Here is a 16,319-nt window from a genome sequence, read left to right as displayed (position 1 = left end):
CCGACCCGGCCCAGCAGTCGGACCCGGCTCAGCGTTCGGACCCGGCCGGGCAGCCCGACCCGGCCCAGCAACCGGCCCCGGCTCAACAGCTCGACCCGGCTCAGCAGTCGGACCCGGTGCAGCAGCCGAACCCCGGTCAGCCGAATGCCCCGGATCGACAAGGGCGCAGTGACATCGGCACACAGCCGCCCCCTGCGGTGACCGAGCCGACATCGAGCACCCCGCCAACTCCGGGCTCCGGGCCTCACGTGATCACCGGAGTGGTCGTCCCACCCGGCACCTCCGTACCCGGCTCGCCGGGCGACAGCGTGTCCGCGACCAACGGCACCACGGCGACAGGCGAATCACCCACTGCCACAGGTGAATCACCGCGTCCGGGGCCGCTCCCGACCGCTGACCCGTGGCCGCAAGTCGGCACCACCCGGCACCACCCGAGCGCCGAGGGAAGGCAGGCGATAGCGGCCGAACTCGAGCAGGCGCGCGCGGCCCGCGCCGAACGTCAGAAGCTGGCCAAGGAGATCGCCGCCGCGGTGAAGCGGTTCTTCAAGACGGCGAAGCTTCCACGTCCGCGCGTCGACGATCCCGAGGCCATGGTCGCCGAGGTCCGCACCGTCGTCGAGGCCGAGCAGCGGCAGACGATGAACCCGCTCGGGCCCGAGGGCGAAACACGGTGGCGCGAGGCGCTGGGCCGGGCGGCGAACTGGACGGCCGCGTATCAGCAGCTGATCCAGATGCTCGGTGCGTACCGCTCGGCGGGTATGGCCGAGGTCCCGCACCTGCGGCGCGCGGCGAATCACGCGATCGACGACGTATTCACCAGCGCGGGTGCCAACCGCGACGGTCTCGGCCCGTATATCGGACTGATTCCCGGCGAAGGTCGCGCGCTCGTGCTCACTCCGTCGCCCGATGTCGACCGCTACGTTTCCCGCGCCACCTTGCGCCGCCTGGCCGAGAACGGCTACCGGATCGACGTCGCGATGGTGACGGTCGGACCGTCCGGGCGGGTCGACGTGGTGGGCTTGACGCCACCTTCCGCCGATGGCACCCGCACCGCCGACCGGTCCGACGGTGTCCCGCAACAGATTCCGCCGACCAGCCCGCCCCCGACCACCGCACAGTGGCCGCCGTCGACCCGGGATCTCGGCGAATGGTCGAACCTCGGCCCCGCCGAGATCACGCGCCTGCTCGCGCAGCGGTGGGGTATCGACACCAGCGATATCGACTTCACCGGCCTCGACCCGGATTACGTCCGCGACTCCGCCCGCGCGATCGACGACATGATGCGCGCCCATCCCTGGGCGAACCTCTTCGGTCTCGCTGTCGCCGACCTGCCCACCGGACTCAGCGGGCGGACGACGGGCACGGCGCCCACCGCCGCGCAGAGCGCCAGGATGGCGGCGGGTCTTGCCTGCCGGATCATGTTGTCGCAGTCGCACGTTCGTGCGGGGACGCAGTCGACCGACACGCCCACCGGCTACCTGGTCGAGTCGTCGGAGCACTCGTTCGCCTACACGACGGTGGTGCACGAGTTCGGGCACGTCCTGGATTTCACCGCGTCGACGGAAATCACCGAGGCCGACGCCTACAAGGCGCTGATCGCCGCGTTCGGTCGCGATGCGACGGTGCACGCCGAGGAGTTCGCCCAGTGGCTGAGCGCGCTGAGCGGGTACAGCTTCAGCGACGGCGTGCTCAATCTGCGCGAGGCATTGGCCGAAGCGTTCGCCGATGTCGTGCTGAATCGCGACAAGGCGTCGCAGCCGGCTGCCGCGCTGCACACGTTGTTGGTCGCGGCCAGCCGGACCCAACCTGCAGGCGAAGCCCAGGTCGCGGCCAGCCGGACCGAACCGGCGGGCGAGCCCCAGGCCGTGGTCCGCCAGACCGAACCGGCGGGTGAGTCCCAGGTCGCCGGGGAACCACCGATGCACGCCGACCGTGCGTTCTCACCCGACCCCGACGGGTCGACTGCCCGACAGCGCACGGCGCGGGCGCTGTCGGAGGTCTTCACCGCCGATATCGCCGAGCTCGCGGCCTCGCTCGGTGTCGACACCGACACGGTGCCGCCCGCCGACCTGCCGGACGTGCTGTCCGCACGGATCGACGCCATGCTGACCTCGATCACCGACCGGCTCGGCGAACGAGCGCAGACGCGCGGTCCGCGGGATCTGGCCGAGCTGGCGCTGTACCGGGCGCACGCCCAGCTCACCGCACGCGCGGCCGCGCTGGCCGATGCCATGGTGTTGGCCGATGCCGCCGACCGGGCGCTCACCCGCCGCCCCGGCATCGTCGGCGAGGCATCGCCCGACCCGCGCTGGATGCGCACCGACACCCAGCCACATCGGGGCACCACCGACGAAATACACCAGCAGCTACGACAACTCGGCCGCCAGGTCACCAGCTTCGACGAGTTGGTTTCCATCGCAAGGCAACTCGGCATCGATACCGATAGGCGCAGCGCCGGTCGTCTCGCCGCTGATGTCGCCGCCCAGCACGCGGCCGATCCGTCGCTGCGTGATCAGTTCACCCGCGTACTCAACGAATTCCGTTCGTTGGGAGGCGATCTCGAAGAGCTGTCGCCGCGTGTGCGGGCCGAGGCGGCCGCGGTGCGTGATGTCATCGCGGCGTTGGGTGCCACCCAGGTCGGCGACGGTCTCGGCTGGATCGCGCGCGACCCGGACGCTCCGGCGACCCGGCCCGCGCTGATCGGGCGGTCCGATCCGTCGCTGGTTCTCACGCCGGAACTGCACACCGCGCTCACCGACCGCGCGGAGATCCGGTACCTGGTGGTGTCGCTGGACAGCGACGGCGTGCGGGTCACCGAGCTGCGCAGTCCACGCGCGATGACCGCCGACGAGGCAGGAGTGCGGCTCGGCTCGAACGATCTCGCCCCACTGCGCCGCGGCCTCGGCCGACGCATCGCCGACCTCGCGCTGTCGTCGACCCGGCGCGTCCGGCCCAGCCAGCTCGACTGGCCGAGCGCCAGGCGCGATCTGGGCGAGTGGAGTCGACTGAACGGCAACGAGATTCGTGACCGACTGCGTTCGCTGCACAATGTGCGTGTCGCGCGGATCGCGGTGCGACCGGTCGACCCGGACGCGGTGCGCGAATTCGCGCGGACCATCGACAGCCTGCTGACCAGGCACCCGTCAGCGAATCTGCGGCGGATCAGAATCGCCGCGCTGCCGGGAGGTAGGCACGGTGCGACGCGACTGGGTCTACGCGGCGCGACGATCACCATGTCGGCGCGAACCACCGCCGATGGTCCGGGGGAGCGGTCGGCCGCCGTCGACACCGCGGTGCGCCAATTCGGGCACGTACTCGCCGGTGGTGCGCGCCACCTCACGGCCGACGGGGTGCTGTCGGCGCTGGTCACGGTGTACGGCCGGTTGCACGCGCCGGTGGTGGAAGCGGAGTTCCATGCGTGGCTCGCAGGGCTGGGCCCGAACAGCTTCCAGGCCGACGGATCGCTGAATCTGCGTCAGGCACTTGCCGATTCGTTCGCCGAGACCGAACTCAGGGGTGACAGCGCGCCGCAGCCGATGCGGGTGCTGCACGGGCTGCTCACCGCTGGCGCGCAGCCGGGTGGGCACCTGCCGATCGGAGCCATTCCGTACCCGAACACACCACGCGATCTCGCCGAAGCCGTCGCCCAGCGGGACGGCTACGCGGCCTTGGTCCACCGCAAGGCCGCCGAGTTGCGGGAGTGGATCGCCACCGCCGACCTCGCGCCGGGACGGATCGTCGACGCCGTCGAACGGCTCACCGGTCGGCTGCGGGATCCGGCGCAACGCCTGATTCTCGCCGAACTGCACGGCCTGGCCGAAAGATACGCGGCGGCAGAGGCATTGGTCGCGCGACTGGCCCAACCGTCGCCGCCGGTGCCCCCGCTGCCGCCCATCGCACCGCCACGCTACGACGACCCGGCGGTCCGACGTGCTGTCATCGACCGTCTCGTCGACGAGATCGCCGAAGCGCGTGTGGCACTCGATGATGCGCTCGCCGACGCGAATCCCGACGACCTCGCCGATCATCAGCGCCGGGTGAACGCGCTCACCCGCGACCTGGTTCGCGCGGCCGAAGACGATGCCCTGCGCAACCACGGCGCCGACCCGCTGACGGGCCGGATCGGCACCTCCGACACACCGCCGGGCCTGCTCGTCGTCAGCTGGTTCGCCGGTGACGCCAACCAGGTGATCACCGCCGCGGTTCGCGCTGCCGACGCCGATGTCATTGCAGCGCTAGATGATCCGTCGGCACGCGTCCGAGAGGTGCGGATGCGTTTCGGCGCCGACGGCAGACCCGAGGTGGTCGGTGTCTTCGACCTCCCCTCGGACGGCAGCCTGCTGTCCGCCGACCGCGTCGACGACGACGCACCCCGCCCCGAACCGCACCGGCCTCGACCCGCCGACCGCACGCCGACCCTCGGCCAGCGGATCACGGCGGCTGAGGCCCTGCAGGCCCACTTCCTCGATCTTGCCGTCCGTCTCGCCGCCGAAGCCGGGGTGGACGGCACCGGTCGCACGGCCACCGAACTGCGCTCACTGCTCGCCGATGTGATCGCCGACGAATCAGCCGACGCGGCACAGCAATTGGCGGCCCGCAAAGCCGTCGCGCAAATCCGCCGCGCCGTGCGGGCAGACCAGGCGGCGCAACGACTTTGGACCCGAGACCACAGCGATCCCGGCCCCGAGCCATACGGCAACCAGCGCTGGGTGCGCACCGACGGCTTCGCCCACCACCCGACCACTCCGGAGGCCGGGCGCGAGCTGGGAAAACTCGGCAGGCAGGCCTCGGCATTCGACCGGCTCGGCGCCCAGGCACGCCGACTCGGCATCGACCCAACCGGGCGCAGTGCCGACGAACTCGCCGAGCTGGTCCGCCGCCGCGGCACTGGTGAGTACGCCGAATTCGCGGCCTTCGACCGCGCGTATGCCGACCTGCTCGCCACCGGCGCCGACGCGGCCGACCCGCATGTGCGGTTGCGGGCAGAGGAAGCGGCGGTGCGCGAAGTGTGTGCCGCCTTCGACGGCGTGGCACTGATCGACGGCCTCGGCTGGGTCGACACCGGTCGGGGTGTGACGGCGATCGGCCGATTCAGCGACCCGAATCTCGCGGTGCCCGGCGAGGTCAGGACCGGGTTGAATCGGGTGGACCTGCGCTACTGGCAGGTGACGATCGACGAAAACGGGGTCGGGGTCGCCCCGCTGCAGACCGCGTCGGCCGCGATCGGTCGCGGTGGTATCCAGGCACCGCCCTCGGCGCAACGTTCGACCTGGCAGCGCATGGTCGACGCGCTCACCGGACGTGAGGTCGCCGAACCGAGCTGGCCGCCGTCGCGACGTGACCTCGGTGAATGGTCGAACCGTGGGCCTCGCCGGATCGCGCAGGTGCTGAGCGAGCGCCACGGGGTGACCGTCCACGGCTTCGACACCGAGGGCGTCGATATCGACGCGATGCGCGAATACGCCAGGGCGATCGACGATCTGATGACCAAGTACCCCATGGCGCGACTGCGGTCGATCGACCTCGACGCCGCTCTCCCCGAGGGCGTGCTCGGCCAGACCGTGTGGCGGCGCGGAGCACTCGGGCGCAGGCTGTTCGGACCGATCTCGACAATGGTGCTGAGCCCGAGCACGGTGAACTCGTTCAGGGAGAGCGGCGGGTCGACGAATCTTGTTTCGGCAAAGGGTCATTCGCTGGTCTATGCCGTAGTTGCGCACGAGTTCGGGCATGTGCTGGAGGACACTGCCGGGCGGCTGACCGAGGAGGTCCTGCTCGCCGAGCTGGTGCGCCATTACGGCGAGCGGTACGGAACCGTAGACGAGGAGGAGTTCTACGACTGGTTGCAGCAGCTCAGTGACTACAGCTTCGACCCGAGCAACCCGATCGTGCTCGATGTCGGCGAGGCGCTGGCCGAGGCCTTCACCGATGTCGAGCTCAACGGCGACGCGGCCACCGAACCCGCCAAGGTGCTGCACGCCCTGCTGGTCCGGCATGTCAACGAAGCCGCAGGCGCAGCTGAGGTCGGTGACGTCGCACCGCTGCCCCCTTCGGCGTCGTACGCCGACGCGGTGAGCAGGCGTGACCGGCTGGCCGAGGAGATTCTCGCGCTCACGAACACGCTGCGTACCTGGGTCGATCCGGCACGACTGAGCCCTGACCGGGTGCTCGCGACGGTCGCCGAGCTGCGGACCCTGCTCAGCTCGCCCGCAGACAGCCGGACGATCGCGGCACTGAGCGAATTCGCACAGCATCTGGTCCGTGCCGAGAAGGAGGTCGCCGACCTGGCGAGTTCCGTCGAGGCCACCGGCCGGTCGGCAGCGCTGTCGCCACCACCCACCGCCGCCGATCATTCGTCGGACCCCGCAGTGCGCGCGGCGGTGCGAGCCCGGCTCACCGCCGAACTCCTCGCGGCGATCGAAGCACGCGACGCCGCACTGCTCGCCGCCGCCGAGGAATTCGCGCAACCGGGCGAGTTCGTCGACGCCACCCGCGCGCAGCAGCGCATCGACGCGCTCGCCGACCGGCTGATCGCCGATGCGGAACAGGACGCGCTCACCGGTCCGGGGCGTACGCCCGTCACGCCGCACGTGACGGTCACCGACGACAGCCCGCCGATTCTGCTGGTGGCCACCAGAACCGCCGATGACGCGGACCGATTCCTCGCGGCGGCAGTGCGATCGGGGACGCCGGAGGTGCTCGACGCGCTCCGTGACCCGGGTACCCGGTTGCGCGAAGTGCGGTTCACCATCGACCCGGCCGGTCGCGTGCACTCCGAAACACGGGACCTGCCGCGCGATCTGACGCTGGGCAGTGCCGACCGCGCCGACGGCAGCGGTGACCCCACCGGCGCCGTCGATGGCGTCCGCGACGACCAGCGCGGTGAACGCGAGCAGCCCGACAGCGATCGGTCACCGCGCGAAACCACTGGCATCCGCGACGACCTGCCCGGTGAACGTCAGCGGCTCGACAGCGATCGGGCATCGAGCGAAACCCGCAGCAGTGGTGGGTATTCCGATTCGGCAGTCCAACGAGTCGCGGTCCTCGGTGGGCTTCGTGACTACTTCCTCGCCCGTGCTGTTCAGGCGGCCGCCGACGCGGGGATCGTCGAACCCTCCGGTGATTTCGCGACGCTGCGCCGCCAGCTGAACGACGCGTATCGCGCGCTCGATCGCGACGACGCACGTCGACAGGACTTGCTGACAGCGGCACGTCACCTGCAGCACGCCGAAGACCGGGCTACAGAGCAGACCCGGCGTCGCGAGGGTCAACCGGAGATGGAGCCGCAGCGGTGGGTGCGCTCCGATGTCACCGCGCATGCGCCGACTTCGCCGGAGGCCGCGGCATCCCTCGCCGAATCGTCGGCGCGGGCAGTCGTATTCGACGCGTTGGGTGCGCAGGCGCGGCGCATGGGCATCGACCCGGTCGCCCGCAGCGCCGACGAACTCGCGGCCGTGATCACCCGCGACGGCATCGGTGATCGCAGGGAGTTCGCGGCGTTCGACAGCGCGTACGCCCAGCTGGTGGCAACCGGGGCCGACCCCGCCGATCCGCACGTGCGGATCAGGGCCGAAGACGCCGCGGTACGCGATGTCGTGCGCGCGCTGGGCGGCGACCCGGTGCTGGACGGGTTCGGCGTCGTCCCGGCCGGTGCCGACGGCCTGACCGGGGTCGGCAGGTTCGCCGACCCCACGGTCGGTGAGGTCGACCCGGTGTCGGGCACGAGGCGCTACCTGCACGTGACCGTCGACGGTGACGGTGTGCGGGTGCGGGAGCTGCGCAGAGAACCGGAAGGGTACGGCCGTCCCGCCGATCTCACTGACAACCTGGTGCGGCGACCATGGCGGCAGCGGTTCATCGACGCGCTCACCGGCCGCACCCCGCTTCCTGGCGATGCTTCGTGGCCGCCGTCGCGGTACGACCTCGGTGAGTGGTCCCACCGTGGGCCGCGTGAGATCGTCGAGGTGCTCGCCGAACGCCACGGACTAGTCGTCAACGATTTCGATACTGTCGGTGTCGACGTACACGCGATGCGCGAATACGCCAGAACCATCGACGAATTGATGTCGAAGTACCCCGGCACCCTGTTGCGCTCCATCGGCTTGCTGTTGCTGCACAAGTCCGTCAACGGGGCGACCAGGATGACCCCGTGGTTCGGGTCCGGCCGACTCGCCTTCAGCTCCGACATACTTCTCAACCCCGCGCTGGTACGGGCACTCGTGCACAGTGACGGCAGCTGGGGCAACGCCTGGTCGCGCATGGCCAGTCAATTGCGCGTCACGCTGACCCACGAGTTCGGGCACGCGCTCGACCTCACCACCGGCCGCATCACCGAGAAACAAGCACTCGACGCACTGCTTCGCGCCTACAGCGAACACCATTCGCCCGTCGTGGAGTCGGAATTCCGGGCATGGCTGAATCAACTCACCAACTACAGTTTCGGGCGCACCCGCCGGGACGGGACGCGCAAGTTCCGCGTGCACGAGGCGATCGCCGACGCCTTCGCCGACGTGGAGCTCAACGGTGCGGCGGCGTCCGAGCCCGCGAAGGTCCTGCACGCGCTGCTGGTCGAGCGCGTCCGCGCGGCAGTGGGACTGGACGCGACCGGCACACCCGCGCCGCTGCCCCCGGCCGACTCCTACGCCGAGGCGGTGAGCAGGCGCGACGCGCTGGCCGAGGAGATGATCCGGCTCGCCGCCACCATGCGCCGCTGGATCGATCCCGCCCGGCTGACCCCTGACCAGGCTCTTGCCGCGGTGGCCGAGGTGGGGTTGCTGCTGAACACGCCCACCGACGGCCGGATCGTCCGCCGACTGGCCGCCCTGGCCAACCAATTGGTCGAGGCCGCTGCCGAGGTCACCGAGCTGGGACGTTCGGCCGCCCGGACCGTTGGGGCCGAGCCGCCGACCCTCGTGGCCGACACATCGTCCGATTCTGCTGTGCGTGAAGCGATTCGAGACCGGATCGCCGCTGAGCTGGTCGCTGCCCGTCGCACGCTGGTCGACGCGGCCGCCGCAGCGGACGACGAGGGATTCCAGCGAGCCGAGCAGCGGGTCGACACACTGACCGCTCGCCTGCTCGCCGACGCCGAATACGATGCGCTCAACGGTGCGGGGCGCCAGCTGGTGGCGCCGCGAGTGGCGGTTGTCGCGGATGCGCCACCGATCCTGTTGGTGGCGACCAGGACTGACACTGACGCGCCGGAATTACTAGCGGCAGCGGTGCGGTCGGGGACACCGGAGGTGGTGGCCGCCCTTCGCGATCCGAGCACCCAGCTGCGCGAAATACGCCACACCGTTGATGCCGATGGCCGCGTTCGGTCCGAAACACGGGAACTGTCAAGGGATCTCACCTTGCGCAGCGCCGACCGAGAGGAGGGGCCCGCCGCAGCGACCGGTGGTGGTGCGCAGCGTCCACCCGGTGACGGCCAACCTCCGGGACCGGCCGATCCGGGACCCGCACCCGACGAGGGCGACTCCGACTCCGGCCGTGATCGCAGCGACGACGAGACAGTGCGCCGCCATGCTGCTGCGCTGGCCCGCCGTGACGAATTATCCTCCCGGATCAGGGATCTCGGTGCCGAACTCGGTGTCACCGACCGCTCCTCGTTGCGTCCGGCGAATCTGGTCGAGACGATCAAGCGGCTCGTGGGTCGATCCGATCTCGATCAGGACGCGGTCAACCGGTTGCGCGTCATCGGCGCCGAATATCTGCTGGTCGAGGCGCAGGTCGGGGAGCTGGCCGCCGAACTCGGGCTGCCCGAGGCCTACGATCGGTTGCTGCGCGAAGAACAGGAGCTCCTGCGTGAGCGAGAGTTCGTGCGTGCCAAGGCCAATCGCCGTGCCGCCGATCTCGGCTTCGACCGTAGCATCGACTGGGCGGCGCTGGATCCGACGGCGCGCGAGGCCGCTGTTACGGCGATGATCGCCGCCGCCGATACCGAGCAGATGACCATCGCCGGTGGTATCGACCAAGCGCCACAACAGGTTCGGGTTCCTGTTTCCGAGTCCGAGCAGCGGCATCGGGCCGCCGTACTCACCAAACTGATCGAAGCTGGCAACCGGCTCGACCAGCTCGATGCCCGGCTGCTCGACGTGCACCGCGAGCTCACCGACCTCGAACGCCAGGGCGTGGTCTGGCACCGGCCACCCACCGATGGCCAGCGCACCGAAGAGCTTGCCCGCCTGGCGCAGCGGCGTGCGGACGAACTGCAGCGGATCAAGCCACGGCGGGCGATGCGCGACGATCTGGCGCACCGGCTCGGCATCCTCGACAGCACCGGTGCGCCCGACGAGACCGCACTCACCACCGACCTCGCCGACACCGTGGCGAAGCTGCGCCAGCAGCTGGTGGACGACTTGCGTTCGGGTGCGCTGCGCGTCGACGAGGTGCCTGCCCGACTGCACCAGATCGACGCACTCGCCGACGCGGCACGCGATGTCGCCGACGCGCATCGGCGCATCGGCCGCATGCAGGACGAGATGGCGCAACTGGCCGGCGTGCTGCGCGAGGTGATCGGGGCCGAAGGCGGCCGGATGGTGACGCCGTGGGTCGGTGTGGTGGAAGGGGATTCGCCGCGCATCCTCGTCTATGGCCCACGTCCGGCCGACCCGGACGCCCCGTTCGCCGACCACGAGGCGGCATGGCGGCAGGCGCTCAACGAATCAGCCGCTGTCGCACATCTTTTCGGTGTGCTCGATGTCGATCCCGAATTCGTGCAGGTGCTTGCCAACCGCGAAGGTGGTTGGCGCCTTGATGATTCGACCACGCCACATGTCCAGCGGCTGGCTACTCCGGGTTTCGGCACCCTGCGGTTGATCTCGTGGACCGACAGTGCCGGTGTATCGCATCCGGTCGACATCACCCGCGCCGAGTGGCGTGGTGAACACGACAACCAGCGCGTCCCGGACAAGTTCAAGCGCAAGACGTTCCCCGACGGTGTCAGTGGCTGGGCGATGGGCGACCTGTTCAACGACGCCGCCCTGCTGATCGAGGAGGTTCCGGCCGGGCAATACCCCGACAGTCTGCTGCCGCTGAACCCGCCGCAGGCGCCCTCGCCCTACGACATCTCCGAACGTCCGGACGGGACGACACCGTTCAGCCAGCACTGGGGCGACGACCTCTACAACATCACCCGCCTGATCCTGATGGCGGCCGAGGTGCCGAAGCATCCCCGGGTGCGTGCGTGGATTCAGCGTCATCCCGAGATCGGCAAGTGGGTCAAGGCGCGGCCGTGGCTGATGGACTACCCGCCCTTCGGCACCGTGTTCCGCAATTTCAAGTGGACGGCGCCACGTCCCGACGTGCAGCCGATGTTCCGCCGCTGGGACCTGCACGATCACCTGCCCACCACCAACGATGTGGTGCTGCCCGCGCCGTTGCGGGCCGCGCTCGACGCCGATATCGCCGCCTGGCAACGGGTCCAGGACTGGGCCGACGCGCAATACCTGAAATTCCTCGCCGACGACACCGATATCGCGTCGATCACCGCGAACGTCGCCACGGCGCGCGAGGCCGCCCTGCTGGCCGCGGCGCGCAAGGTGATCGACGAAGTGGACGAGCTGCTGGTGCTCGGGCACCACGGTATCGATCCGAACGGCGATGTCGACCGGCAGTTGCGCATCATCGACCGCGAAATCGATCTCGCCGCGAAGAAGCTGGCCGAGCATTTCGACTCCGATGACGCCGAGGCCATCCGCGACACCATCGTGGACCTGCGCGAATTTCTGCTCGAGCCAAGAACTCTCGACGGTGCGCTGCCGGGGGAGAGCATGCGTGACACGCTGGCCCGCCTGCTCGCCGAGCGGATGGCGGTCGATGTTCCGGTGCTGACCGCCGAGCAGGTGCTCGCGATCAAGAACCACCTCATGGTGACTCCGCACCTGGTGAGCGACTGGACCGACCCCTCGGGTAAACCGGTCTGGCGGCCGATGGACCGCCTCGCCGACGTCGCCGAGGCATGGAACCGGCTGATCGCGGGTAAACCGCTGCCCGCCGACTCGGTGCTGCTGCAAGACGCACTCGCCGAAGCCGAGTTCCTCGACGCCGGTCGTCGCGAGCTGGGCTGGAACGCCGCCAATGTCGCCGCGATCGGCCGCGGCTACAACTGGGACGCCGTCCGCCCGCCCCTCACCGAGTGGCGGGCCGGGGTCCGCTACGCGCCGTCGCCGCTGCCCCGCGTGCCGTTCCTGCCACCGCGCCCGGACCAGCCCGCCGCGTTGCCGCCGTCACCGGACACCGACGGCGATTCCGGGTCGGGTGCTGTTGCGCCTGATGGTGGCGATGCTTCTGGTCCGGACGCGGCCCCGGCGGGCGATGATTCGGGTTCGAATGTGCCGACGTCGGGCGATGATTCGGGTTCTGTCACTTCGCTTGCGGAAGATCGCGATTCGGATGCCGACGCAGCATCGCCGCTGGGGGATGGTGCTGCGGGTGCCGACACGGCATCACGGACGGGGGTCGGCGAGTCGGGTTCCGACGCCGCTTCGGCGGCGGAGGGCGGATCCGGATCGAACGGCGCGTCCGGTGAGCCGGGAACCTCCGGCCGGGCCGAGACGGGTGCGGCCACCAGCGCTGAGTCCGGTGCGGCGTGGACGACCGATGCGCGGGCGCAGCGGCTGTCCGAGGAGTGGGCCGAACAATTCATGGTGCGCGAGGACGCGCGCGATGCGAGGACTGCCGCGATGATCGGCCTCCCGGTCGACGAAGAAGCCCTCGGCGCCGACGCCGACGACCCGGAATCCGCCCGCCGCATCCTCGACGACACGATCGAGGCATTGCGCACCCGCACCATGCGCGTCGACGAACAACTCGAATGGCAGCGCAAGGTCACCGCCCTGTCCGAAGCCGCCACCCGCTACCTCACCGCCGACGCCGACCTCACCCACATCCACAACGAACTCCGCACCGCCCTACGCAATACGAATATCGGCGCGGTACAAGAGAACCCGTCGGTTGCGCCTTCCCCGGTCCGTGAGAGTGCCGATGCCGAAGGTGACGGTGCAACCGGTCGTCGAAACTCCGCTGACGACGGTTCCGATGCGGGTGATGCCGTCCGAAGTGCCGGGGACGATGGCGACGATAGCGCGGTCCAGAACCATTCGGACGGTGGCGATTCCGATGCGCGTGAAGGTAACGCGGGTCGTTCGGATGACGGTGACAGCGGTTCGGGTGCGGGTGGTGCTGTTCGAAGTGCCGGGGACGATGTCGACGGTAGCGAGGTGCAGAACCGTTCGGACGGTGGCGATTCCGGTGTGCGTGAAGGTAGTGCGGGTCGTTCGGATGACGGCGACGACGATTCCGGTGCGGGTGAAGGTAGCGCGGGTCGTTCGGGTGATGGCGACGACGATTCCGGTGCGGACGGCTCGGGTCGTCGTGGGGACGGGGACGACGAGGGTGACGGTGGGGCGAGTCGCTCTGACGATTCAGGGGACGGCGGTTCCGGCCGTCGGGGCGACGACGAGGGCGACTCCGAACCGTCGGCCGGGCCCGCGGCCGTGCGGGGTTCCAGTCTTCGGTCCAGAATTCCGCGCTACTACGCCAGGTACGACTTCGACATCCCCGACCCGATTCGCATCCGCGCGCACGAAGCACCCCCGTGGCCGCTCGGCGACGACGCATCCGACCCGCCCAGCGACCCCGAAAAGCCGACCACACCTGGCCAGCAGAGGCCCACCACACCCACACCCACTGTCCCCACACCATCACCGCCTTCACCGACACCGACACCGCCGCCTTCGCCGACACCGACGCCCACGCCGACGCCCACGCCGCCGCTGCCGCCTTCGCCGACACCCACACCGCCGCCTTTGCCGACGCCGACGGTGCCGCCTTTGCCGACGCCGCCGCTGCCGCCTTCGCCGACACCCACACCGCCGCCTTTGCCGATGCCGACGGTGCCGCCTTTGCCGACGCCGACGGTGCCGCCTTTGCCGACACCCACGCCGACGCCGACGCCGACGCCTTCACCGACGCTGCCGCCCCCGCCTTCGCTGCCGCCGACGCCGACCCCAGGTGGTCAGATTCCGGGAGTGCCCGGTCTGCCGGGTCTGGGTGAGGTTCCGGGACTACCAGGTTCACTCGGCCCCGGTGTGCCCGGTGTGCCGAGTCCGATGTCTGGTTGGCCCGGGATCCCTGACTCTGATCAGGTCCCGCAGCAGCCCGGTATGCCGGGGCAGTGGCAGGTTCCTCCGGTGGCTGATCCGAATCAGCCGGGCGGCGGTGAGCTTCCGCAGCTACCGCCGTGGTTGGCACGGCCGGAATGGAACGGCGCAAACCCCGTGCCGCTCGGTGGTGGGCAGTGGCAGGCCGCGCCGCAGGGGTACGGGCAGTGGCAGGGAGTTCCGGGGCAGCAGCCCGGCTTCCCGGATTCGTCGACTTGGCAGGGCGGTGGCCCGACCGGATCAGGGCACATTGCGCCGGGCTATCAAGGCGCCCCACCGTCGGCCCCACCAGGACCGGTCCCCGCCCCGGGATGGGCTGCCCCACAGTCATACCCACCCGAATGGCCGCATCCGGACGGCGCCGCGCAACACCCCGGAGGGACCGCGCACCCGAACGGTGGTCGGCCGGGCTACGACGCCGTCAGCCCGCAGGAGCCGTACGGCCATGTTCAACAGCAGCCCAACTGGCCGCATACGCAGGGTGGCGCTCCGCAGTCACCCGCGGGTTGGCACCAGCCGGACAACGTTGCGCCGCAACCTCCCACGCAGAGCGGCGGCGCTCGGCAATCCGGTCCGGACGCAACCAACATGCACCCGAGCTCGAATTGGGCACAGCCACAAGGCTCTTCGCAGCCCGGCGGCTATGCGCCATCGGGATGGGCTCAGCCGCAAGGATTTATGCCCGACACTGCATCGAATTGGCAGCACCCGCATCAGCCGCATCAGCCAGGACCGCCGCAGTCCGGATGGCCGCAGCCCGAGCCCGCGTCGCGGCCGAGTCAGCCGCAGCCGCAGCCGAATTCGCCGGTCCCGCAGTCCGGGTGGCCGCAGCACGCATCCGAGCCGCAGCCGCCGCAGTCGTGGCAGCCGCCGCAGTCGAGTGCGCCGGTCCCGCAGTCCGGTTGGCAGCCACAAGTACCCGATTCGCAGTCGTGGCAGCCACCGCAGTCGAGTGCGCCGGTCCCGCAGTCCGGGTGGCCGCAGCACGCATCCGAGCCGCAGCCGCCGCAGTCGTGGCAGCCGCCGCAGTCGAGTGAGCCGGTCCCGCAGTCCGGTTGGCAGCCACAGGCACCCGATCCGCAACCGCAACCGGGATGGCAGCAGCAGCCCCAGCAGGCGTGGCAACAGCAGCCCCAACAGGCGTGGCAACAGTCACCCGGGTGGCAGCAGTCGGTCGACGGTTCTCTGTCCGGTCCGGCGCAACCGCAGGGTGGGCCGGCGAACCCGCACTCGGGTTGGTCGGCGCCGGGTGGTCCGCCGCCCAACTGGCAGCCGCCCAATGGCTCGTCGCCCTCGGCGGGCTGGCAGTCACCACCCGGACCGATGAACCAGTCCGGTTGGCCCCAGCAAGGTTTCGTCGGGCAGCCCGATGCGCAACACGGTTGGTACCCGGGACCGGACAACGCCCAAGCCCCAACGCAACACGGCGGGCCACATACCGGGCCTTCGCATGGCAGCTGGACGTCACAGACGGCCGACGCAGCACCGCAGCCCGGTCACGACCGGGGGACCGGTGCGGCGAACCTGCCTGGCGGGGCAGATCGTGGTGTCGAGCATCGGCACGCGGGCACGGACTCGGGCGCCGGGATGAACGTTCGCCCCGCGAGCGCCGAACCCGGACTGCCCCGAACCGACGCCCCGGCAGCACCCTCGCCGATTCCGCAGCAGAACCAGCACTCGCAGGCCGATCCCGCACCGCCGATCGCGAGCGATCCCGGCCATGGGAAGGAGCCGACCCGTCGCCGCGACCTGATCGGCGGCGCGACCGAGAGCGCCGGCCCGGTCCAGGTGCGCGCGTACACGGGCTTCGGCCCGACGGCCGAATTCGATCCGGCAGCCGGATCGCTGCGGGCGGGCAGTGGTGCCGGTGCGGTGCCCGGCGGGGTCTACGCCCAGCTCGGCGACACCATGGTGGTGTTCTACCGCAGCGGTTCCCGGCTAGGCCTGCAGATCGGCGACGATCCGATCGACCTCGACGACCGGATCGAAATCACCTGGGGGACAGCAGGAGATCAGCACACCAGGTTCACCGTGCGGTCCGGCGCGGCGACGGTCTGCGTGGTCGAATACCGCACCGTCCCCGCCGACCTCGATCTCGGCAAACTGATCCACGAAGTCTGGGCCGACCCGGACCGTCGCGCCGGAATCTTCACCCGATGA

1 protein-coding gene (only partly in view) is annotated in these 16,319 nt (G+C 70.2%); it reads left to right on the top strand.

The window, feature by feature from the left end; all coding sequences use genetic code 11:
- Positions 1-16,319 carry the 3' portion of a hypothetical protein gene (locus ACFW6D_RS10935; RefSeq protein WP_379327014.1) on the top strand. The gene continues 14,545 nt to the left of window position 1, outside the view, so only the last 16,319 of its 30,864 coding nucleotides appear in the window; its start codon lies off the left edge, out of view; its stop codon occupies positions 16,317-16,319.

The sequence above is a fragment of the Nocardia sp. NPDC058705 genome, assembly GCF_042749305.1.
GTDB lineage: Bacteria > Actinomycetota > Actinomycetes > Mycobacteriales > Mycobacteriaceae > Nocardia.
This window is presented reverse-complemented; position numbering and strand designations above follow the sequence as displayed.